Annotated in this window: 23 protein-coding genes; 18 read left to right on the forward strand and 5 right to left on the reverse strand. The window is 35.6% G+C overall.

Features of this window, described 5'->3' with window-relative positions; all coding sequences use genetic code 11:
- Positions 1–23: 23 nt before the first annotated feature.
- Entirely contained in the window at positions 24–977 is a 954-nt protein-coding gene (locus tag NYE23_RS08495; RefSeq protein WP_341077041.1) for an NERD domain-containing protein, read from the forward strand.
- A gap of 264 nt (positions 978–1241) precedes the next feature.
- Complete coding sequence (locus NYE23_RS08500; RefSeq protein WP_341077042.1) at positions 1242–2612, forward strand: aldehyde dehydrogenase; 1371 nt, start codon at positions 1242–1244, stop codon at positions 2610–2612.
- Positions 2613–2635: 23 nt separating this feature from the next.
- On the opposite strand, the gene NYE23_RS08505 is transcribed toward NYE23_RS08500, so the two are convergent.
- From NYE23_RS08505 to NYE23_RS08520, 4 genes are all read right to left on the reverse strand, one after another.
- Positions 2636–2779, reverse strand: coding sequence for a hypothetical protein (locus NYE23_RS08505; RefSeq protein ID WP_341077045.1), 144 nt, complete (start codon positions 2777–2779; stop codon positions 2636–2638).
- Positions 2780–2888: 109 nt separating this feature from the next.
- Positions 2889–3056 (reverse strand): type II toxin-antitoxin system SpoIISB family antitoxin, encoded by a 168-nt coding sequence (locus NYE23_RS08510; protein ID WP_341077047.1) that lies wholly within the window; start codon positions 3054–3056, stop codon positions 2889–2891.
- The gene (locus NYE23_RS08515; RefSeq protein ID WP_341077049.1) at positions 3034–3801 is read right to left on the reverse strand and encodes a type II toxin-antitoxin system SpoIISA family toxin; all 768 of its coding nucleotides are present in this window, start codon (positions 3799–3801) and stop codon (positions 3034–3036) included. Before NYE23_RS08515 ends, NYE23_RS08510 begins: the two co-directional genes overlap by 23 nt.
- A 326-nt stretch (positions 3802–4127) precedes the next feature.
- Positions 4128–4838 (reverse strand): hypothetical protein, encoded by a 711-nt coding sequence (locus tag NYE23_RS08520; protein WP_341077052.1) that lies wholly within the window; start codon positions 4836–4838, stop codon positions 4128–4130.
- Positions 4839–5130: 292 nt separating this feature from the next.
- Here NYE23_RS08520 and NYE23_RS08525 point away from each other — a divergent pair, with 292 nt between their 5' ends.
- From NYE23_RS08525 to NYE23_RS08590, 14 genes are all read left to right on the forward strand, one after another.
- The gene (locus tag NYE23_RS08525; RefSeq protein WP_341077054.1) at positions 5131–5871 is read left to right on the forward strand and encodes a sugar phosphate nucleotidyltransferase; all 741 of its coding nucleotides are present in this window, start codon (positions 5131–5133) and stop codon (positions 5869–5871) included.
- A complete protein-coding gene (rfbB, locus tag NYE23_RS08530; protein ID WP_341077055.1) occupies positions 5868–6827 on the forward strand; it encodes a dTDP-glucose 4,6-dehydratase in 960 nt (319 codons plus the stop codon). Before NYE23_RS08525 ends, rfbB begins: the two co-directional genes overlap by 4 nt.
- Complete coding sequence (rfbD, locus tag NYE23_RS08535) at positions 6824–7666, forward strand: dTDP-4-dehydrorhamnose reductase (protein WP_341077059.1); 843 nt, start codon at positions 6824–6826, stop codon at positions 7664–7666. Before rfbB ends, rfbD begins: the two co-directional genes overlap by 4 nt.
- The gene (locus NYE23_RS08540) at positions 7663–8121 is read left to right on the forward strand and encodes a dTDP-4-dehydrorhamnose 3,5-epimerase family protein (RefSeq protein ID WP_341077060.1); all 459 of its coding nucleotides are present in this window, start codon (positions 7663–7665) and stop codon (positions 8119–8121) included. The genes rfbD and NYE23_RS08540 overlap by 4 nt, the downstream gene beginning before the upstream one ends.
- Before the next feature lie 41 nt (positions 8122–8162).
- The gene (locus NYE23_RS08545; protein ID WP_341077061.1) at positions 8163–10913 is read left to right on the forward strand and encodes a glycosyltransferase; all 2751 of its coding nucleotides are present in this window, start codon (positions 8163–8165) and stop codon (positions 10911–10913) included.
- A 62-nt stretch (positions 10914–10975) separates the two neighbouring features.
- On the forward strand, positions 10976–12193 hold the full coding sequence (locus NYE23_RS08550; protein ID WP_341077063.1) for a surface carbohydrate biosynthesis protein: 1218 nt from the start codon (positions 10976–10978) through the stop codon (positions 12191–12193).
- A 97-nt stretch (positions 12194–12290) separates the two neighbouring features.
- Positions 12291–13322, forward strand: coding sequence for a UDP-N-acetylglucosamine 4,6-dehydratase family protein (locus tag NYE23_RS08555; RefSeq protein ID WP_341077065.1), 1032 nt, complete (start codon positions 12291–12293; stop codon positions 13320–13322).
- A gap of 22 nt (positions 13323–13344) precedes the next feature.
- Positions 13345–14337 carry a Gfo/Idh/MocA family protein gene (locus tag NYE23_RS08560; RefSeq protein WP_341077067.1) on the forward strand — a complete coding sequence of 331 codons (993 nt, stop codon included), beginning with the start codon at positions 13345–13347 and terminating at the stop codon, positions 14335–14337.
- On the forward strand, positions 14337–15041 hold the full coding sequence (locus NYE23_RS08565) for an acylneuraminate cytidylyltransferase family protein (RefSeq protein ID WP_341077068.1): 705 nt from the start codon (positions 14337–14339) through the stop codon (positions 15039–15041). The genes NYE23_RS08560 and NYE23_RS08565 overlap by 1 nt, the downstream gene beginning before the upstream one ends.
- A gap of 15 nt (positions 15042–15056) precedes the next feature.
- A complete protein-coding gene (locus tag NYE23_RS08570; RefSeq protein WP_341077071.1) occupies positions 15057–15848 on the forward strand; it encodes an oxidoreductase in 792 nt (263 codons plus the stop codon).
- Between the two features lie 18 nt (positions 15849–15866).
- Complete coding sequence (neuB, locus tag NYE23_RS08575) at positions 15867–16907, forward strand: N-acetylneuraminate synthase (RefSeq protein WP_341077073.1); 1041 nt, start codon at positions 15867–15869, stop codon at positions 16905–16907.
- Positions 16904–18064: a UDP-N-acetylglucosamine 2-epimerase gene (gene neuC / locus NYE23_RS08580; protein ID WP_341077074.1), complete on the forward strand. Its 1161-nt coding sequence runs from the start codon at positions 16904–16906 to the stop codon at positions 18062–18064. The genes neuB and neuC overlap by 4 nt, the downstream gene beginning before the upstream one ends.
- A 12-nt stretch (positions 18065–18076) precedes the next feature.
- On the forward strand, positions 18077–18697 hold the full coding sequence (locus NYE23_RS08585; RefSeq protein ID WP_341077077.1) for an acetyltransferase: 621 nt from the start codon (positions 18077–18079) through the stop codon (positions 18695–18697).
- A gap of 38 nt (positions 18698–18735) precedes the next feature.
- Complete coding sequence (locus NYE23_RS08590) at positions 18736–19878, forward strand: aminotransferase class I/II-fold pyridoxal phosphate-dependent enzyme (RefSeq protein ID WP_341077079.1); 1143 nt, start codon at positions 18736–18738, stop codon at positions 19876–19878.
- Between the two features lie 51 nt (positions 19879–19929).
- Here the strand turns inward: NYE23_RS08590 and NYE23_RS08595 are convergent, their stop codons facing one another.
- Entirely contained in the window at positions 19930–20751 is an 822-nt protein-coding gene (locus NYE23_RS08595) for a TylF/MycF family methyltransferase (protein ID WP_341077081.1), read from the reverse strand.
- Positions 20752–20882: 131 nt separating this feature from the next.
- Here NYE23_RS08595 and NYE23_RS08600 point away from each other — a divergent pair, with 131 nt between their 5' ends.
- Positions 20883–21503, forward strand: coding sequence for a CmcI family methyltransferase (locus tag NYE23_RS08600; protein ID WP_341077083.1), 621 nt, complete (start codon positions 20883–20885; stop codon positions 21501–21503).
- Between the two features lie 34 nt (positions 21504–21537).
- The gene (locus NYE23_RS08605; protein WP_341077085.1) at positions 21538–22275 is read left to right on the forward strand and encodes a class I SAM-dependent methyltransferase; all 738 of its coding nucleotides are present in this window, start codon (positions 21538–21540) and stop codon (positions 22273–22275) included.
- Positions 22276–22343: the final 68 nt, after the last annotated feature.

The raw sequence follows: 22343 nt of genomic DNA on the forward strand, positions 1-22343 counted from the left end.
TAAAAGGAGAGGAGTGCCGTAATTTGATAAAAAAGAAAAGGACAGTATCCGGCTTAATCATAAAACTTGAAGCATTAGTAAGGCGAATGCCTGAAATGGAACCGGGGAGGGAGATGGCAATCTCCCAATTGAACAAACGCAGAGCTGGATATACAGGGGAACAAAAGCTGGATTATTATTTAAATTTTTTGGACGAAAAAGAGTATTGGATCTATCATGGGCTACGGCTTTCAAACGAAAATCAATTTTTCCAGATTGATACCCTGCTTTTAACCAATGGATTCGCCATAATTTTAGAAGTAAAAAACTGGAACGGCACCATTATCTTTGACCCTGAATTCCACCAGGTCATCCGAATCCATAACGAAAAAGAGGAAGCTTTCCACGACCCCATTTCCCAGGCTGAACACCAGAGCCGGCAATTAAAAAAGTGGATGGCAGCACATGGCTTCCCGGAAATCCCCGTTGAGTTTGCCGTTGTGATCAGCAGCCCTTCCACCATCATCAAATCCTCATCGAAACACACCTCAAAAAAAGTTGTGCATGCCCACCGTTTGTTAAGCAAACTTAACTCCATTAAAAAATCATATTTGATTGAGAGATTAACCGAAAAACAATTAAAAAAAATAAACCAGACACTTTTGAAAAAACATGTCGAGCAAGAAATTGATGTGATGAAATTTATTAAAGTAAATCCAGAAGCGATTCTTACCGGTGTCCATTGTCCAAAATGCGGCTCGCTGCCAATGATTTACCATTGGGGGAAATGGCATTGCCCTGCCTGCAAGTCCATATCTTCAAACGCGTATCATCAAGCTGTCCAAGATTATTTTCTGCTGATTAAGCCAGTCATTACAAGTAAGGAGTTTAGAGAATTCACACATGTAGGGTCCTTAAATTCAGCCATGAGATTACTTTCCAGTATGGGATTACTGCAAAAAGGTGAAAGATCACAAAGGGTATATTTAAAAATGTGAACGTTAGGAAAACAATCGTGATATTGGGGAAAGGTTCAATGAAATTGAGGAAAGCAATTTGAAAAATGGGGAAACAAGTCAAGAATTTGGGGAAAAGAACGATCAAACTGAGGAAAACATCCACACAAAAGAAAAAAATAGTTTGTAAAGCTGACACCCGGGGAAACCCGGGTGTTTTTATGTCGAATAACATACCTATTAGTGTATTTACACCTGCCAAAATGATAATATATCCATAAACATAACCCCATTTGGAGGTATTCCATGGAAAATTACGGCGATCTCATACAAAAACAAAGAAGCTTCTTCACCTCAGGTAAAACAAAGGATGTCTCATTCAGAATGGAAGTGCTAACCAAGCTTCGTACAGTCATTAAGAAGCATGAGCAGGAATTAATGGATGCATTAAAGGCGGATCTCAATAAAAGTGAATTCGATGCCTATTTAACCGAAATCGGAATTCTGCTTGAAGAGATCCGTTTTACGATGAAGCACCTGAAAAAGTGGGCAAAGCCAAGAAAGGTGAAGTCGTCGCTTGCCCAGGTCGGTTCAAAAAGCTATATCTATCCAGAGCCATACGGAGTTGCGCTTATCATAGCGCCATGGAATTACCCTTTCCAGCTCGCGATTGCACCGCTGATCGGTGCTATTGCAGCAGGGAATTGTGCTATCCTGAAACCATCGGAATTAACACCGCAAACTTCGGCATTGCTGTCAAAAATGATCAGCAGCCATTTTCCTGAAGAGTATATTTCAGTAGTTGAAGGCAACGCTGAAACAAGCACAGCGCTATTAAATGAAAAGGTTGATTATATTTTCTTCACAGGCAGTGTCCCTGTTGGAAAAATCATTATGGAAGCCGCTTCGAAAAATCTTACACCTGTTACGCTGGAACTGGGCGGGAAGAGTCCGTGCATCGTACATGAAGATACCAACCTGAAGCTTGCCGCGAAGAGAATTGCCTGGGGAAAATACATTAATGCCGGCCAAACGTGTGTGGCTCCTGATTACCTTTATGTTCACAGCAGAGTAAAAGAAGAATTCCTTAAAGAATTAAAGGAGGCCATACACGAGCTCTATGGAGAAAATCCGATTGAATCCGGCCATTTCACCAGAATCGTCAGCGAAAAACACTTCAGCCGCCTCGCCAAATTTTTAACAAATGGAACGATTACTTACGGGGGCAGGCATGAAATTAGCTCCCTAAGCATCGAGCCAACCGTTCTCGGCAATATTACCTGGAATGATGAGGTTATGCAGGATGAAATATTCGGACCCATTCTCCCAGTGCTTGTATACGACGACTTGTCCAGAATGATTGAAGAGGTTACCGAACGGCCGAAGCCTTTGGCCCTATATATCTTTACAGAAAGTGAGGGTGTCCAAAACCAGATTCTAAACAGCATTTCCTTTGGAGGAGGCTGCATTAATGATACCGTTTATCATTTGAGTTCACCGTATCTGCCTTTCGGGGGAGTGGGGGAGAGCGGGATTGGCGCTTATCACGGTAAGGGCAGCTTTGATGTGTTTTCCCATGAAAAAAGCATACTGAAGCAAACCACCAGATTTGATCTGCCATTCCGGTATCCAACGACAAAGGATGCTTTAAAGAAAGTAAAGATGTTTATAAAATAAGCCGTCTCTAATAGGCGGTTTTTTTATGCATTATTCTTCGGAAGCTTTTTGCCTTTGCTCGAATCCTGGATGGCTGCTTCCGTTTTCTTAGAAAGATTTTTCGTGTAAGGGGAAAGGGAAAAGGATGGGAAGTCTATATTTTTCACTTTCTTCGTCAGCTTTTTCATTTAAATCAGCCCTTTATATAGGAGTTGTTCCTTTATTATATGTCCTGATAAAATGAACATGAATAAAGGCGCGGAAGAAAAACCTTCCACGCCTTATAGTATGCTCCGTTTACTTTTTTGTATAAACGTTTATCAACCTTTTATTCTCTTTGATAATTCGTTCAGTGTGCGGGCTGACTTCAAAATCGGGAAGGTTGATGCGAGACTTTTTTTTCATCACTTTCATGGTGCTCTTTGTTTTTAATTTAGGTTTTTCATGGTCCGTGGGTTCCTTCATGGTCTTCGTCCTCCTGTTCAGCAGGGAGCATTAGATCGTATATTGAAATGAGTGAAGTGAATAGCAGGTAGTCGAATTCGGTGACAAATTCATCGGAGGTCAATTTAATAACATAACAGTCTTCAAGGATGGAAAAGGGAATCAGCGCCAGCTTTTCATCGGCATCATAATAAACTTCTTTCCGATCCAGCCGGCTGTAAATAAGCGCTTTATCAGGATAGTGCTCAAGCAGATGATCTTTATCTTCCTGAGTTGTATATTGACACAGAGAAGCTTTCATATCCACCTTATCGGCATAATCAGCTAAGAGCTTTTCAATGCCGGCAATATACGCTTCCCTGTCTCCATAATACACATCAATCGGTTCATTTTTCAATAAATACTGAAACGACTTCAGCTTATTCATCTGGGAGTTCAGCAGATCACTGTTTTCTTCAAGCAAATCCCTCGTATCCGTCGCCAGCTCATTATTGCCGACCCGTTTTAAATAGGAGCCCAGGAAAACAAACGCATCAATTAAAGCAAAAATGATCGCGACGATTAAATAATTCAGCCAATCCGTAAAAATGGATGCCGGCTCCTTCGTCCAGTAAATCACTGCACCCAGTACATATAGAATATACCAGGTTTTCCGAATCGCAAACATCCGCTCCTTAACTTCCTTTTCCCATCTCCAGACAGAAAAAACATAAAACCCGAGACAAGCGACAATCATCCATACCGCAATCTTGTAAAATAGGAGCAAAAAAATCGCCTCGTCCATTCAAAATTTTAAATGCGGGTCAGAAAATTTTCAATATTTGCCTTATATATACATTATATCAGAGATTATGCCAGGAAATTGTCATTAAATTTGGGCAGGAAGGAAAATGTGCGGAAATACCCAGATATTATTCAGTCGTCATTAACCACATAGCTGCTGAATTATGTAAAATTTCGGGGATTTTCAATAGTATAGCGAACCTGTTCAATTTCAAGGTAATAAATAAGAACGGACACCCATTTATCAGTGAAGTAATTAAGGCTATATCTTCTTATAAAATCTAAAAAGATATAGCCTTAATGTATAAATTATGGAGTTGCTGCTAATGTAGCATTCTGAGAATAAATATCTAGATGAAATGCCAATCCGCCTGGATTTTCATTAATATTCATTGGAATCAGATAGTTTTTTGCCCTAAACACAACAATTATTTGATAAGTTCTTGGAGTAGCATTTGGATTAGTGTAACTAAAGGAATTAGAGTAATATCGAACATTTTGCCATCCGAAGGGTGGATCAATCTCTATGGGCTGAACCAAAGGTCCGTCAACAAGTGGAGCAGTTGTAAATGCAGGAGGAGAAGCATTTACAAGGTCATAGACAGGTGTATAAGAAAATGGTGGCGTATTCCCATCCACTTGAAATAATCTAATTTCCTCAACCTGGTGAGCATTATCCGCAAATGATGTTAAATATACAGAAAAGTCAGCCGCTGTTAGTCCATTTATACCGATCAATCTTGATCCAACCGCAAAAAATACTTCTTCATCTGGGAGAGCTTGAGGCTTATTCCAAATAAATTGAGGCTGGGCTGCCCCACTAAAAGAAGGATTGGGATTATTATCATTCAAAAAGTTATCCAATCTTGGCCAAAATGGATAGGGGTTTGTGACTTGGACCGCAATAGAAGATGCAACGTTATCCCTTAAATTATTTCTTGCTGAAGCTGCATCCACGGTACTTGTATACACTCCATCATTTCCTAAGCTTACAATTCGGTCTAATGGTGTAAAAGACACAATTATTCACTTCCTTTCATATTTTTCATATCGATATAATATATGGAAAATTATGAAAGGTGATTGGACAAGTATTACTAGCTGAGAGTTAGATTAATAGATTTTTATGGAAATTTTAATTAATCTGACATGATTAGCTTAAATTCAAGTACCTTCAGGCAAAACAATATTTCGAAAATTAGTTGAAAACACCATACCAAAATAACACTTGTACATAAGATAAACTATGCTGGTCAAAGCCTAGAACAATAAATGAATCAGTATTAATTAAAATTTGGAAAGGGGATTGTTTATGAAAGGAGTAATACTAGCTGCAGGGACAGGCTCTCGTCTTGCACCTGTTACTAACATTATCAGTAAGCACCTTCTTCCGGTAGGTCCTTATCCAATGATATATTGGTCTATCATTAAATTAAGGGATGCTGGGATAAAAGATATTTTGATAATCGTAAATAAAAAACATCTTGGCTCCTTTATTGAATTGTTAGGAGAGGGAGAGGAACTAAATGTAAATTTGAAATATAAACTGCAGCAGTATGAAGGAAAAGGTATTGCGGATGCTCTAATGGCAGCAAAAACATTTATAAGGAATGAAAAGTTTGTTGTTTTATTGGGAGATAATATTTTTGAAGATTCCTTAACTCCTTTTATTCAAAGTTTTCAGGGACAGGAGAAAGGTGCAAAAGTTCTCCTCAAAAAGGTAAAGGATCCAAGCCAATATGGTGTTCCAGTTCTCGATAAAAACTCGAAAAGAATTTTATCTATAATTGAGAAACCTGATAACCCCCCATCACCTTATTGTGTTACAGGCGTTTATTTCTATGATCAAGAGGTTTTTAATCTAATAAAAGACATTTCTCCCTCAAACAGAAATGAACTAGAAATTACGGATGTTAATAATCTATATATTCAGAAAAACCGACTCCAATATGACTTGTTAGATGGATGGTGGATAGACGCAGGAACACATGCATCTCTTTACCAAGCAAATCAAGAAATATACAAAAACATTAAAATGGAGAATGCGCAGTGAAAGGTCATTTACTAGTAACCGGTGGTGCAGGTTTTATTGGTGCAAATTTCATATCTCATTTATTAGACAACTCTAGATATAGTATTACCAATGTGGATGCACTTACTTATGCTGGGAGCATTGAAAATATAAAAGGGTTTGAAAACTATGATCGGTATCGGTTTATAAAATGCGATATTGGAAATGAGAATGAATTAAATAAGATATTTGATCAGAGTTATGAGGCCATAATTAATTTTGCAGCTGAATCTCATGTAGATAGAAGTATAGAAAATGCAAAGCCATTTATTCACACAAACATTAACGGAACGTTTAATCTTTTACAGGCAGTTTTACAAGGAAAAGCAAAAAAAATGATTCAAATTTCAACTGATGAAGTATATGGGTCTTTAGGACCAACCGACCATCCTTTTACCGAATCCACCCCTATATCTCCTAATAATCCTTATTCAGCAAGCAAAGCCGGTGCTGATTTACTCGTAAGGTCATTTTACAAAACTCATCAGCTTCCTCTAATGATTACAAGATGCGGGAACAATTATGGCCCAATGCAGCATACAGAAAAATTCATTCCAAAGATAATTAACAATGCGCTAACAAACAATTCTATACCATTATATGGTGATGGCTTAAATGTAAGGGATTGGATCTATGTTGAAGATCATTGCAGGGCGATTCAGATGGTGCTTGAAAAGGGAGATTATGGACAGGTTTACAATATTGGAGGAATCGAAGAAAAAACGAATCGTGAAGTAATACAAATTATCTTGGAAAAGCTGGGCAACGACCAAAGTTTAATAAAATATGTTCCAGATAGAATAGGACATGATCGAAGATATGCTATGGATTCAACTAAAATATCATCAGATTTAGGGTGGAAACCCATGATTTCGTTTGATGAAGGCATACAAAAAACTATTGACTGGTACAGATTGAAGGAGTTTGGGAAAGGGTGAAAATATTAATAACGGGTGCAAATGGACAACTAGGCAAACATCTATTAAGTACATTGGAGCATTCTCATACCGTAATCGGTCTAGGCAGAAATGAATTAGATATTCTTAACAAAGAAAAGGTAAACACTGTTATCAGCACGCTTAAGCCTGAAATAATTATTCATTCTGCAGCATTTACTGCGGTTGACCAATGTGAGTTAGATCCCAAGAAAGCTTTTGAAATAAATGGTTTAGGTACAGGATATGTTGCACAGGCCGCAAGCAATATAAACGCACGTATGTTTTATATAAGTTCAGATTACGTGTTTGATGGGAAGAAAAACTCTCCCTACAACGAAGATGATGAGCCTAATCCCATATCTGCTTACGGTATGAGCAAGTGGCTGGGAGAGAAATTAGTGCAAAAATTTAATAATGGAACTATAATTCGTACCTCTTGGCTCTATGGGCATGATGGCGGAAACTTCGTGAAGACAATGATAAAACTCGGACAGGAAAATAAGGAACTAAAGGTAGTGGATGATCAAATTGGCTCTCCAACTTACGTTAATGATCTTGCAGATGTAATCATCCGATTGTTCTATAAAGAGAGCAAAATCTATCATGTTAGTAATACAGATGCCTGCACCTGGTATGAATTTGCAAGAACGATCTTTGAAGAGAAGGGGTATAATCCGGAATTGATAATACCCACAACGACTTTGGAATATGGAGCACTTGCTCCAAGACCTTCCTATTCAATTTTAGGACATGAAGCAATATTAGAAGAAAACATTGATCTCCCACGCCCATGGAAAGAAGCACTAAAAGATTTCTTAAGGAAGGAGAGAGAGTTGTGATAGACGGAGTAAAGGTAAAAAAGCTGGTGAAATATTGTGATGATAGAGGTTTCTTTGCTGAATTAGTTCGAGATGATGAACCTGAACTTTTGTCAAAGTTTGGCCAGGCATCATGGTCAATGAGTTATCCAGGTGTCATCAAAGCGTTTCACTACCATGAAAAGCAAGATGACCTTTGGTTTTTTCCTTCTGGCAGCGCCCAGGTGGTACTTTATGATTTAAGGGATTATTCCCCGACTTATGGGGAAACAGAAGTTTATTACATGGGCGAAAACAACCCAATTTTGCTTCTTATTCCAAGCGGTGTAGCACACGGCTACCGTGTATTAGGAAATCAGCCCGCTACAATTATTTATTTTACAACAGAGTCATATAATGCAAATCTTCCTGATGAAAAAAGAATTAATTGGGATAGCCCAGAAATCAATTTTAATTGGAAAACAAAATTTAGGTAGGAAGTTTTTGATAACAAAAGAATGAAAGAGGTGACTTATATTTGTTCACAGGCTATTTAAAATTTGAAGGGAAAGAATTAGAGTTTAAGCAGGAATTATTTAATAACGTAAAAAATAATTTCACCTATGAATTCTGGATAAAACCCCAAAGAACCATAAAGTTATCTTTACAATCTAGCGGAGGGATTACTGGTACGGCTGGCCAAAGTTATATTATTGGTCCGGGCCATCCAGGTAAGGAGCGGGCAAATGAATCCGGAGCAGGGGTTTCAGTTGGCACTAATGGAGTATCAGTTTATGAACACAGTCATAATAATCTTCCCTCTTTACTCACTCATAACTCATTTATTAATAATTGGGTGCATATCGCTATCGTATTTGAAGACAAAACACCCAGTCTATATATCAATGGGAATTTTGTAAAAAAAGGGTTAAAGAGTACGAAAAAAAATATTTATGCTTCAGGAAGCATTGGTGGATTAAATCCTTACGGGTATTTTGTGGGACTTGCGAATTGTATTAGAGTTTGGAACTACTCCAGAACACAAAGTGAAATTAAATTAGATTATAGAAAAAAAATGATCGGGAACGAAAAAGGTCTTGTGCTGAATTTGAATTATAATCAACCTGCTGCTGCTAAAGCTGATGAGAATTTTAAGAAAAACCTGAAAAGCCTAACCAATAAAGCTAGATTACCCTACTCCCAAAAGTTCCATAAAAGGAAAGATACCATTGCCAATAATAATCTTCTTGAAGACTTTCCTTTAAGTGCAATTGACAAAACACTTAATGAAGCAAGATATCTAAGTCTATTCAGGAATGTCACAGTAGATGTTATTATACCGATCTACAATAGTTACGAGCTTACAAAAAAATGTATAGAGTCTGTTTTTGAAAATGCTGATCTTCCGTATAATTTAATTTTAATTAATGATGCAAGTACGGATAAAAGAATTTCAATGTTTCTTGAAAAAATAAAAATTTCATCTGCATACAAAAACTTAATTAATCTGGAGATAATTCATAATGAAAATAATCTGGGATATGTAAGAAGTGTGAATAAAGGATTATTAATAACGAAAAATCACCCAATTATATTAAATAGTGATACGGAAATTCCTCCTAACAGTTTTCGCCGTTTGATTTTTCCCATTTTAATTGATATGAAAATTTCCTCAGTTACTCCTTTTTCAAATAGTGCTACCATATGTTCCTTTCCAAACTTTAATGAAGATAACGACTTACCTTTTAATATGACTGCAAAAGAAGTTGATTATTATTTTTCTAAGTACTCAATTTCGAAAGGGATTGAAATTCCGACGGGTGTTGGTTTTTGTATGGCACTGAATAGAAACGTTATAAATATGATTGGAGTTTTTGATGATATCACCTTTGGTAAAGGCTATGCTGAAGAAAATGACTGGTGCATGCGGGCACGCAGATATGGATATAAAAATGTATTGGCACCAAATTTATTTGTCTATCATAAACATGGGGCAAGCTTCAATCTGATGCCTGGCAGTAAACAAAAGTTACTGGCTGAAAACTTAAAAAGGTTAAATAGGCGATATCCCAACTACCCAAAACTAATTAATGATTTTATTATTAACGACCCTATGAAAGATATCAGAGATTTTATTATAAGTATCATGTTTGCTGATAAATATAGTAAAAGAAAAGGCACCCTATTTATTAACCATAATTTAGGCGGCGGAACCTCTTTATATCAATCTAACTTAATAAAAAATATTGGTGACGATCAAAGAGTTTATACACTAGTAAAAGAATCTGATCATTTAATTTTAACCGACCATAATCATGTTAAGCCTATTATTTATAAACTTAGGATAAACAAATTGAATGGTCTTAATTTCAAAAAGTTATTAAATGCATTTAAGATAGACGTTATCTTTATAAACCATTTAATCGGATATCCGATAAGAAAAATGTTCAATTTGATAAAGAACTCTCTTGTAGACTATTACTTTTTTATTCATGATTTCTATGCTGCATGCCCAAGTTATAACCTAATAGACAATAAAAATACTTTTTGTAATACTCAAACTGACCCCAGTATATGCCAGGGGTGTGTAAAAAAATTATTTCCAAAGCAAAATATTAACATAGTGGAATGGCGAAATGAGCATCATGCATTTCTTAAAGGAGCAAAAAAAATATTTGTTCCCAGTAATAGCACAAAGGACATTATATTAAAATACTATAAAGATCTTGACATTGAGGTAAAAGATCATTCCATTGATCATAGCGTGAAATATACGTTTAAAGAGAGTTTTACAAAGACTCAAAACTTAAATATTGCTTTTGTGGGAGCTATTAACTTTGCAAAAGGTTCAAAAATTATCTATGAATTGAAGGATTTAATTATAAAACATAAATTGCCAATAAACATTAAGGTGATCGGTTTTACTGATTCTCATAATAAGGCATTTAGCAGTAATGGCGGAAGGTTTGAAATCACTGGAAAATATGATGTGGGACGTTTATCGGAAATTTTAGCACAAAAGCAAATATCTTTGGCCGTTATTTCATCTATTTGGCCGGAAACATATTCATATACCACAAGTGAATTAATGCTATCCGGTTACCCTATTATTACCTCTAAGATTGGTGCTCCTGCGGAAAGAGTTAAAAAGTATGACGGCGGCTGGGTTTTAGACAATATGACTAGCAGTGAATTATTAAGCTTGTTAAAAAGAATAGTAAATAACAGACAAGAAGTTGTCCAGAAAGCAAGTAATCTAAAAGAACTGCAACATCGAAAAAATTTATAAAGTATTAGAGAGTTCTTGTGAAAAAGTTAATTAAAGTAAAAGGAAGGAGTGGGATCTTCATTATGGCAAAAAAGTATCTATATCTTCCAATTGAAGCTAAAACACGGGAATTGGATGCTAAGCTCTTGCTAACTTACTATGCTATTAAGAGTAATTACAATGTAGTCCTTGGTGACCATACTCCCATTTTTCAACATTTACATCTCTTGCCTAAGGGAATTATATTTTCAAAAGGTCATCCAGATGGAGATGCAAGAAAAGGACATATGGCAAATGCCAGAAAAAAGGGCTATACACTTGTTGAATTAGATGAAGAAGGATTGATTTTTGGTCCAAAGTATACCCGGTTTGGAAATGATGATAAGTATTTGAGAATTCTTGAACATGTTTATTGCTGGGGCAGAGACTCGAAGGAAAACATTACTAAAATTTTCCCTTCACATCAAGAAAAATTTCATATTACCGGTCACCCTCGTTTTGATCTTTTAAAGGAAAAATATAGAGAATTATATAAAGATGAAGTGAAAATGATTAAACAAAAATATGGAGATTTTATTTTAGTCAACACCAGATTTACAAGATATAATCACTTCCAGAATGGATTCAACCATTCTGAAAAGTATATAAAAAGTCTATATGAACATTTTCAAAAATTAATTAAAGTCCTAAGTAAAAAATATCCACATTTAAATATTGTTGTACGTCCTCATATTCATGAAAGCTTAACACCTTATATCAATGAATTTAAACCTTATAAAAATGTGTTTGTTGTTCATGATGGAAGTGTTGGGCAGTGGATTATGGCTTCAAGTCTGGTCATTCATAATTCGTGCACTACAGGTATTGAAGCATTTTTATTAGATAAGCCGGTCATTTCTTATCTTCCTATTAACCATAAAACAGAAAATAATACACTGCCTAATATGGTTACCGAAAAGGCTTTTAATCTTGAGCAAATATTACACTTCATAAATATTGCTCATTTATCAGGGGACAAACCTGAAAAGAAAAGACTTTTATCACATTATTATGCTGCTGGAAACACATACGCATATGAAAATATTATTCACTTATTAAACAAATTAAATGTTGCAGAAGAAAATTCTGTAAAAGATTCAACTATTCAAGCACTTTCTTCAAAGATAGGAAAACATACTATGACTTCGGAAGAGGAAATAAAGAGCTTTTTTGAAAGGCTTGATAGCATTGAAAATTCAAAACAGAAAATCTCAATTAAATCATTGGCTCCTGATTTATTCGAAATAAAATCCTTAAATTAACCCCAGTCGTTCATCCAATCTACTAATCCATTAATGATCCCAGTACATGTTTCTTTGTAAAAAATAACTTAATTCATTTGGAAGGCAGGATATAAAGGTGTCTTTTAATAAGAGCATATATAAGAATAGGACGATACTAGTTACTGGCGGTACGGGCTCTATTGGCAAGGAAATTGTAAAACTGCTTTTGAACTGCAGTCCAAAGTCAGTGCGGGTTTTTAGCAGGGATGAGAGTAAACAATTTTTTATGCAGCAAGAATTAAAAAACTTTGACAATGTAAGATATTTTGTTGGCGATATACGTGATAAGCAAAGGCTGTTATTTGCATTAGAAGGGGTAGATTATGTTTTTCATGCAGCTGCATTAAAGCATGTTCCGTCATGTGAGTACAATCCCTTTGAAGCAGTTAAAACAAATGTTCTCGGTGTTCAAAATATCATTGAAGCATCCCTGGAAAAAAAAATAAAAAAAGTTATTGTCATTAGTACCGACAAAGTCGTTAATCCGGTTAATACGATGGGAACTACCAAATTACTATCCGAAAAGCTTGTAGCAGCTGCAGATTATTATAAAGGTTCTCATAAAACTATTTTTGCCTGTGTAAGATTTGGAAACGTAATGGGGTCTAGGGGATCGGTGATTCCATTATTTAAGGAACAAATACTAAAGGGGCTACCAATAACGCTAACCGATAAAAATATGACAAGATTTATAATGTCTATTTCCCAAGCATCCAATTTAGTGTTGAAAGCTGCCGAATATGCACATGGCGGAGAACTTTTCATATTAAAGATGCCTACCATAAAAATTCAGGAATTAGCAGAGGCAATGTTAGAAGACTTTGAAAAGACAACAGGACAGAAAGGACCTGACATTGTGGAAGTTGGAATAAGGCCTGGGGAAAAGATTTATGAAGAACTCATGACATTAGAAGAGTCAAAGAGAGCATTATGCAATGACGAAATGTTTATTATTCCTTCTATTGTGAATGGAAAAGCGGACATAAATCTATATAAAGGTTTTTATATCGCTACCCAGGAGAATTATTCATCAGAAAATGCACCCGCACTAAATAAAAACGAAATTTTAAATTTATTGAGAAGTGAGGACTTAACTTTTGAGAAATAGACAACAAAAAGGGGGTGGGAGGGTGAAAGTTTTATTTGTTGGTCTTGGTTCGATAGGAAAAAGACATTTAAATAATCTTCTAAGCCTTGCTCAAGAGACAGAGGTACTGGTTTATAGACACTCTAAGGTTGAGGAGGATAGCCCCTTTAAGCAATACACTGACTATGATGAAGCACTGCAAGAATTTCCGGATGCTGTTTTTATCTGCAATCCAACTTATTTACATGTTGAGTTTGCTATTAAAGCAGCAAAGAAGGGATGTCATTTATTCATCGAAAAACCTTTATCACATAATTTAAATGGTGTTAATGAGTTAATAAAAACCGTACAGGAAAATAATCTAATAGCTTTTATTGGCTGTAATTTGCGTTTTCACCCAGGATTAAAAAAAGTGAAGAATCTAATAGAAATGAAGGCTATAGGGGAAATATACTCAGTATCTGTATTTGCCGGTCAGTATTTACCTGATTGGAGGCCTTATCAGGATTATCGGACAACATATAGCGCCACTGAGGAAAAAGGGGGTGGTGTCATATTGGATTTAATTCACGAATTTGATTACCTGTATTGGCTGTTAGGAGATTTTAATGAAGTTTGTGCTTTTGCCGGCAAAGTCAGCAATTTGGAAATCAATAGCGAAGACATTGCTGAAATACTATTAAAAACTGAATCGGGTGTTATTGCACATATTCACTTAGATTATCTGCAGAGAACTTATAGCAGAGGATGTAAAGTAATCGGTGAAAAAGGAACAATAATTTGGGATTATAGCACCAATGTGATAAGAGAATATAACATTCTGGACAGTGAATGGAAAAGTTATGACATTCAATTTGATGTAAATAAAATGTATGAACAGGAAATGAATCACTTTCTAAAATGTATAAAACATAATGACTGCCCACTAGTCAGTCTTGAGGATGGAAAAAGGGTTTTAGAAGTTGCAGCAGCAGCAAAAAAATCGGCTAAAGAAAAAATTTTTATTGACTTAACTGAAAGAGAGAGGTGTGAATAATGAAAATATTAGCTGTGATATGTGCCAGAGGAGGGTCAAAGGGAGTTCCAAATAAAAATATCCGCTTATTGAATGGAAAGCCATTAATAGCTTACACAATTGAGTTGGCAAAGGAATATAAAAAGTTCCACCGCATTATTGTTTCAACAGATTCAGAGGAAATCTCAAAAGTTGCTGAACAATATGGAGCAGAAGTTCCCTTTCTAAGACCAAACGAACTATCACTGGATCACTCTCCAAAAATCCCCGTTTTACAGCATGCAGTTAAGTTTCTCCAAGAACAAGAAAATGAAAAATATGATTTAATTGTCGATTTAGATCCCACTTCTCCGCTGAGAACCATTCAAGATATAGATAATTGTATTAATAAAATGATTAAATATAGGCCGAATGTTGTTTTTAGTGTAACAAAAGCTCATAAAAATCCATATTTTAATATGGTTGAAGAAAAGGATGGAAAAGTTTACTTATCAAAACAATTAAAACATCCAGTAAGCAGAAGACAAGATGCACCCGCAGTTTTTGAATTGAATGCTTCGGTCTATGTGTACCAGCCTGACTTTCTGCTTAAGACGAATAGTATCTTTACGGATAACTCAATGGCTGTGGAAATGCCAGAAGAAAGGTCCATTGATATTGACCGGCCCATTGATTTTGAATTTATCGAGTTTTTAATGAACAAAAGAGAAGGAAATAGGGATTAATGAGAGGTTATCATTATGAAGAATGATCTATTTAGCTTAAGAGGGAAAAACATACTCTTAACTGGAGGAGCCGGATTAGTTGGTTCCGGGTTTGCTGAAGCTCTGTATAGTTATGGGGCAAATGTAATTATAGGGGATAAGGACCGTAAGAACGCTGAGACACTAATAAATAGAACTAAAAAAAAGAATTCGAAAAATAAAATGATTTTTAAGTACCTGGACATAACGGATATAGACTCTGTTCATAAGTGCCTAGAGGCAATAATCGAAGAATTTCAATGCATTAACGTAGTTATAAATAATGCATATCCACGTAATAAAAACTATGGAAAAATATATGAAGATATCGACATCGATGATTGGAGAGAGAATGTCGATATGCATTTAAATAGTTATTTTCTTGTTTGCCAGGTTTTCTCTAAACAGATGATGAAGCAGGGGTATGGGAAGATTATAAATATTGCTTCAATATATGGAATGAGGGGTCCAAGATTCAATATATATGAAGGCACGAATATGACAATGCCTGCAGAGTATTCAGCCATTAAAGGCGGGATCATTAATTTCACCAGATACCTCGCCTCCTATTTAGGGCCATACCAGATTACAGCGAATTGCATCAGCTTAGGCGGAATTTATGATCAGCAGCCAAATTCTTTTGTTGAAAATTACTCAAGAAACGTTCCTTTAGGGAGAATGGGTAATACTGATGACTTTAAAGGAGCAATTATTTTCTTATCATCTGATTCATCAAACTACATCAATGGTCATAATCTTGTGATAGATGGAGGATGGACTTCTTCCTAGTTAATTGAGGTGAAGATTGTGTGTAAAAAAAAATTAGCTGAAATCTTAAACGGAGATTATAAACATACCTATATAATAGCTGAAATTGGAGTTAATCATAACGGAAGAATGGATTTGGCTTTTAAAAGTATTGACGCAGCTATTGAGTCTGGGGCCGATGCAGTAAAATTCCAATTTTATAAAGTTGAAAACTTTGTATCTAAAAATGCTGAGCAGGCAAAATATCAAACAGAAAACACAGGTATTTATGAATCCCAATTTGAAATGTTAAAAAGATTTGAGTTAACTTCAAAAGATCAAGAGATTCTAATAAATTATTGTCTTCATAGGAATATAGACTTTTTAGCAACCCCTTTTGATGCAGAAACAGCAGATTATTTATATGAAATGGGAGTCAAAGCATTCAAAATTGGATCAGGAGATTTAACAAATATCCCCCTAATAAAAAAAATAGATGAGAAAGGACTCCCCATCATCCTTTCTACTGGTATGGCTAACTTAGGTGAAATTGAGGAAGCTCTGGATCATATCAAGTATTCTAAGGCAGCTCTATTGCATTGCACCTCTGAATATCCTGCTCCTTATGAGGATGTTAACCTAAAAGCAATTGTAAAAATGGGCGAAGTATTTAATAGAACAGTTGGGTATTCTGATCACACGATTGGCTGCGAGGCCTCAATAGGAGCAGTAGCATTAGGGGCAAGAATGATTGAGAAGCATTTTACCTTAGATAAAAACCTGGCAGGTCCAGACCATAAAGCTTCAATGGATCCTAAAGAGTTTAAACAGTTTGTATCATTTATCCGAAATATAGAAAAGTGTATGGGTGATGGTATCAAAAAATGTATGCCATCTGAAACATATACAAAAAAAGCAGCAAGGAAAAGCCTGGTGATCGATAAGGATATGAACAATGGAGAAACAATTACTATGGACAATTTAAGTATTAAAAGGCCGGGTGATGGGATTCCACCTAAGTATTTTGATTTACTGATTGGAAAAACTGTTAAGAGGGACATAAAGAAAGATACAATTCTGACATGGGATGATGTCCTTTGAGCAAAAAAAATAAAAAGATTGCAGCAGTTACAGGGACCAGGGCCGATTATGGTATATACACGCCATTGCTTAGTAAAATTCAAGATCACAAGGATTTAGATCTGGGTTTAATCGTTACCGGCATGCACCTTTCACCACATTATGGATACACAATAGAAGAAATAAAAAAAGATGGATATCAAATTATTGGGACTTCAGATATTTTACTTCAAGGATCAACACCTGGCAATATGTCAAGGTCAATCGGGCTAGGCATAATGAGCATGACGCAAATATTAGAAGAATATAAACCTGATTTAATTTTAGTATTGGGAGACCGTGTAGAAATGCTTGCAGGATCAATCGCAGCTGCCTGCCTTAACATTCCAATTGCACATCTTCATGGCGGAGAAATCTCTGGGTCCATCGACGAAACGATTAGGCATTCTATATCAAAATTAGCTCATATCCATTTCCCCGCAACTGATATAAGTGCAGAGCGATTAATGAAGATGGGTGAAGAAGAATGGAGAATCCACAAAACAGGTGCTCTACGTTTAGACACAATTTTAAACACTGATGCTCCACCCATAGAAGCTGTAGGAAAAAAATATAATATAGAATTTCTTAAGAGCAGACAATATTATCTATTGATCTATCATCCTGTTACTACAGAAGTAAATACCATGAGTGATCAAATTATCAATATCATAAAAGTGTTACAGAATTTATTAAAAAAACCCCTTGTTTGTATACTTCCAAACTCAGATCCAGGTACTGAAGAAATTTTAGCTGTCTATAAAAAGATTAAAGGGGAAGATATTAAATTTATTACCAACTTTAGCTCAAACGATTATTTATCGGTATTGAAAAACACGATTGCATTAATCGGCAATTCATCATCTGGAATTATTGAAGCTGCTTCTTATCATATACCTGTTTTAAATATTGGAAGCAGACAACAAGGGAGAGAAAAGGGTCTGAATGTCGTGGATGCGGAAACCACTATTCCTTCGATAGAAAAAGGGTTAATGAAAATACATGATCAAAACTTCCAGGAAGAAATCCTTAAAATGACTAACCTATACGGGGATGGATCTGCATCCCAGCGGATTATAGAAGTTCTGGAAAAAATGGACCCTCCCAAAATTCTGCTGAATAAAAGAATGACATACTAAGGAGAGCTATTGATGTATTTACTTATTGGCGGCGGCGGTCATGCAAAGGTCATTCTCGATTGTTTAAATGCTAATAAAGAAAAAATATTAGGAGTTTTGGATGATAACCCTGCAATCAAAAATGTAAATGGTTTTCCAGTACTAGGGAGAGTTGCCAGGGCGCCTGCATTGTTAAAAGAACATGGCAGTAAACTGAAATTAATCATCTCTATTGGTAATAATAAGCACAGAGAAAAGATAGTATTAGAGCTTCATAGTTATAATCCAATTTACGGGAAAGTTATACATCCATCAGCAATCGTCAGTGCATCCAGCTTTATTGATGAAGGTACAGTTATAATGCCCAATTCTGTAGTAAATGCTTCCGCACAAGTTGGGAAACATTGTATCGTTAATACTGCTTCAGTTATCGAACATGATTGTAGTCTTGAAGATTTTGTACATGTTGCTCCTGGAGCTCATTTATGCGGAAATGTAAAGATAGGCAGAGGCACCCATATTGGTGTAGGTGCAAATGTAATTCAAAATATTTCTATAGGAAGAAATTCTATCATTGGCGGGGGATCAAATGTAATAACCTCTATTCCAGATTCAGTAACCGCTTTTGGCAACCCTGCAAGAATAAAAAAATAAATAGATTTCTTAAAAAAAATTATAAGGCAGGGTTGTAAATGGCTGGAAAAAGAATATATTTATCACCTCCTCACATGACTGGCAATGAAAAAAAATATATAAATGAGGCTTTCGAGTCAAATTGGGTTGCACCATTAGGTCCAAATGTTGATCGGTTTGAGAAAGAATTAGCAAGCTACGTAGGACTCGAAGATGCGGTTGCTGTTAGTTCTGGTACAGCTGCAATACATTTATCATTAGTATTATTAGGAATAAAACCCGAAGATAAAGTATTTTGTTCTACATTAACATTTGTTGCAACTGCAAATCCTATTATATATATGGGGGCTACGCCAGTTTTTATAGATTCTGAACCTGAGACATGGAATATTTCTCCACAGGCTCTTCTTCGAGCATTAAGAGAAGCTGAAAAAAATAATGCCTTGCCAAAGGCGGTTATCGTGGTCAACTTATATGGCCAGAGCGCGAAAATGAAAGAAATCATGGAAATTTGCGAGAACTACAATATTCCTGTAATCGAAGATTCCGCTGAATCCTTGGGGTCAAGCTATTTAGGGAAAAAAAGCGGGACCTTTGGGAAATTTGGAATCTACTCTTTTAACGGGAATAAAATAATCACTACTTCTGGCGGTGGAATGCTTGTTTCAAAAGATATTGACGCACTAAAAGAAGCAAGAAATTTGGCAGCTCAAGCACGTGATCCTGTCCCATATTATCTCCATAGCAAAATCGGCTATAATTATCGGATGAGTAATATTTTAGCCGGTATTGGAAGGGCTCAGTTAGCCAATTTAGATCAGCGAATAGAAGAAAAAAGGGATGTATTTAATCGATATAAAGATGAACTGAGCAATATTGAAGGAATAGATTTTTTACCAGAGCTACAAAACACCATTTCAAACAGATGGTTAACTGTTGCAGCAATAAATAAAGAAAAGTTAAAAATCCAGCCTGCTCAAATAATAGAAGCACTGGAAGAAGAAAACATAGAGGCTCGGCATATTTGGAAACCACTGCATACACAGCCAATTTTTAAAGGATACGAATACTATACTCATTCAGAAGGCTGCAGTGTTTCCGAAAAATTATTCGACTGCGGCATTTGTCTTCCATCAGGTTCCTGTATGACTGTCTCTGAACAAGATAGAGTTATAGATATATTGAAACTTAAACTGAAATAATAAAGAGCATTTAACTTCGTCTAATGAAGTTAAATGCTCTTTTAGTATAATTTAAGATTCACTTTTTCTCCAATAACTTCCGTAAGTATCAATATCTATGATGGGATCATTGATATTTTGTTTCCTTCTAAAATCCAAAACAGCCGCTTTGCAATTTGGCAGCCCGTAATCATCCACAATGATAAAACCGCCTTTTGTTACTTTTGAATAAAGACTGGTTAAGCTATCCATAGTAGATCCATACATATCTCCATCAAGCCTTAGAATGGATATTTGGCTGATTGGTGCTTTAGGCAAAGTATCCTTAAACCAGCCCTTTAGAAAACATACCTGGGAATCCAGTAAACCATACTTTTGAAAATTTAATTTTACCTCCTCAAGTGAAACTCTTAGAAAATCAAACGTATGATGCTTATCGTTTTTATCTCTCGGATAATTCTTTATATTCGGTTCCGGCAAACCTTCAAAAGAATCTGCTAACCAGACACGTCTGTCAGTAATTTCATAAGCTTTAAGAAATCCTCTCATAAAAATACAGGCACCCCCACGCCATACACCTGTTTCAATAAAGTCACCCTCTATTTTCTCTTTTAAGACGATTTCCATGCAGCTTTGGAGATTTTCCAACCTGTATCTTCCAATCATTGTATGTGCCATTAGAGGCCAATCAAGTCCTTCTTTTCGCTGATTACTATCAGGTTTTATCCGTTTTACAGCTTCGAGATTTTGGTTTTTTAGATAGCTGCTGATTTCCTTCGGAAGCTTGATGGCAGGCTCCAGGGGCATGTATTTTTCATTCTCCAGCCAGATCTCATTTAAAAGGGTTTTCTTTAACAACTCTAAATATAATTCTCTGCATGAGTTTAAATCCACAATTAAACACCTCATTTATATTTCAAACTCTTATCAGTTTATTAACCCAAACAAAAAAAGAACTGTACGCATATCATAGTTTATATGAAGTTTTCTTAAAGTATGTCATTTATAAAAGGGTGAGTTTAACTGTGGATTTGATTAATTCATTTCACAAACACTATTATGAGAGCGAAGTGTGGAAAAATACCAACTGGCTTGGTTTTAAGACCCTTAAATGTCCTTTAGACCTTTGGATTTATCAGGAAATTATTGTTGAAACAAAACCAGACTGGATTATAGAGTGCGGCACTAACACAGGAGGCAGCAGTTTATTTCTTGCTTCAATCTGTGATTTTATCGGGAAAGGAAAAGTCCTAACCATCGATATTATGGACGCTGGTAAGCAAAAGCCCATTCATCCAAGAATTGAATACCTAATTGGCTCATCTGTATCAAGTGCAGCAGTGAATACAATTATGAGGAAAATTCCTAAAAACCAAACTGTGATGGTCATTTTGGATTCAGACCATACAAAGAATCATGTATTAAGCGAGCTGAATATTTATCAAAAATTAGTAACAAAAGGTAATTATTTAATTGTTGAAGACACTAATCTTAACGGACACCCGGTTTTTAGTGATTTCGGGGAAGGGCCGTATGAGGCAATAGAAGAATTCCTATCGAAAAACGATCATTATGTCCAGGATCATGACCGTGAAAAATTTTTTCTTACGTTCAATCCAAAGGGTTATTTAAAGAAAATTAAATAAACTAATTTAAACTTTTTATTGACAGGAGGAAGAAATGTATAAATTTTGGGATGAAATGATAAAGCCTATTTTTCTAGAGGAAAATGTTAAATCCATTTTAGAAATTGGGTGCGAATCAGGAAGACATACCCTAAAAATGTTGGATTACTGTTTGGCTAAAAAGGCTAAATTATTGTCCATTGACCCATCACCGCTTTTTGATGCTGATCAATTAGAAGCCGAATATGATTTTTTTAAAGTTATTAAGAATATAAGTCTTAAAGAATTAGCTAATATAGAAAATTATGATGCAGTATTGATTGATGGTGACCACAATTGGTACACGGTATATCATGAGCTTAAAATGATTGAAAATAAAGCGCAAGAACAAGGTAAATTTCCTATTGTTTTTTTACATGATACCGATTGGCCCTACGGAAGAAGAGACATGTATTATTTTCCGGAAACAATTCCAGAGGAATTTAGGAAAGCATACGCAAAAAAAGGAATGCTGCCGGGACATATCGAGCTTATAGAAGCGGATTCTGAATTAGATCAACTATCAATAAATAAGAGTTTAAATAATGCAACCATTGAAGGCGGAGAAAAAAATGGGGTTTTAACCGCAGTGGAAGACTTTTTAAAGGAATCATCTTTTCCTTTGAATTTCTTTAACCTCAATGCAAATCATGGATTAGGCATTATTTTTCAGAAAAGCGACAGACTTCTAAGTGTAATAGAAAGCGCTGCTGAAAAATTTAAAGAAGCATATGAAATAGAAAACAGAAAGTAATAATAGCCCTATATTAAAAAAATCAAAAAAAAGATACAAAATTGAAACGGTGAAAGGGTGAATTAGAT

Origin of the sequence: Cytobacillus sp. FSL H8-0458, from assembly GCF_038002165.1 — a bacterium.
Taxonomy (GTDB): Bacteria; Bacillota; Bacilli; order Bacillales; family Cytobacillaceae; genus Cytobacillus.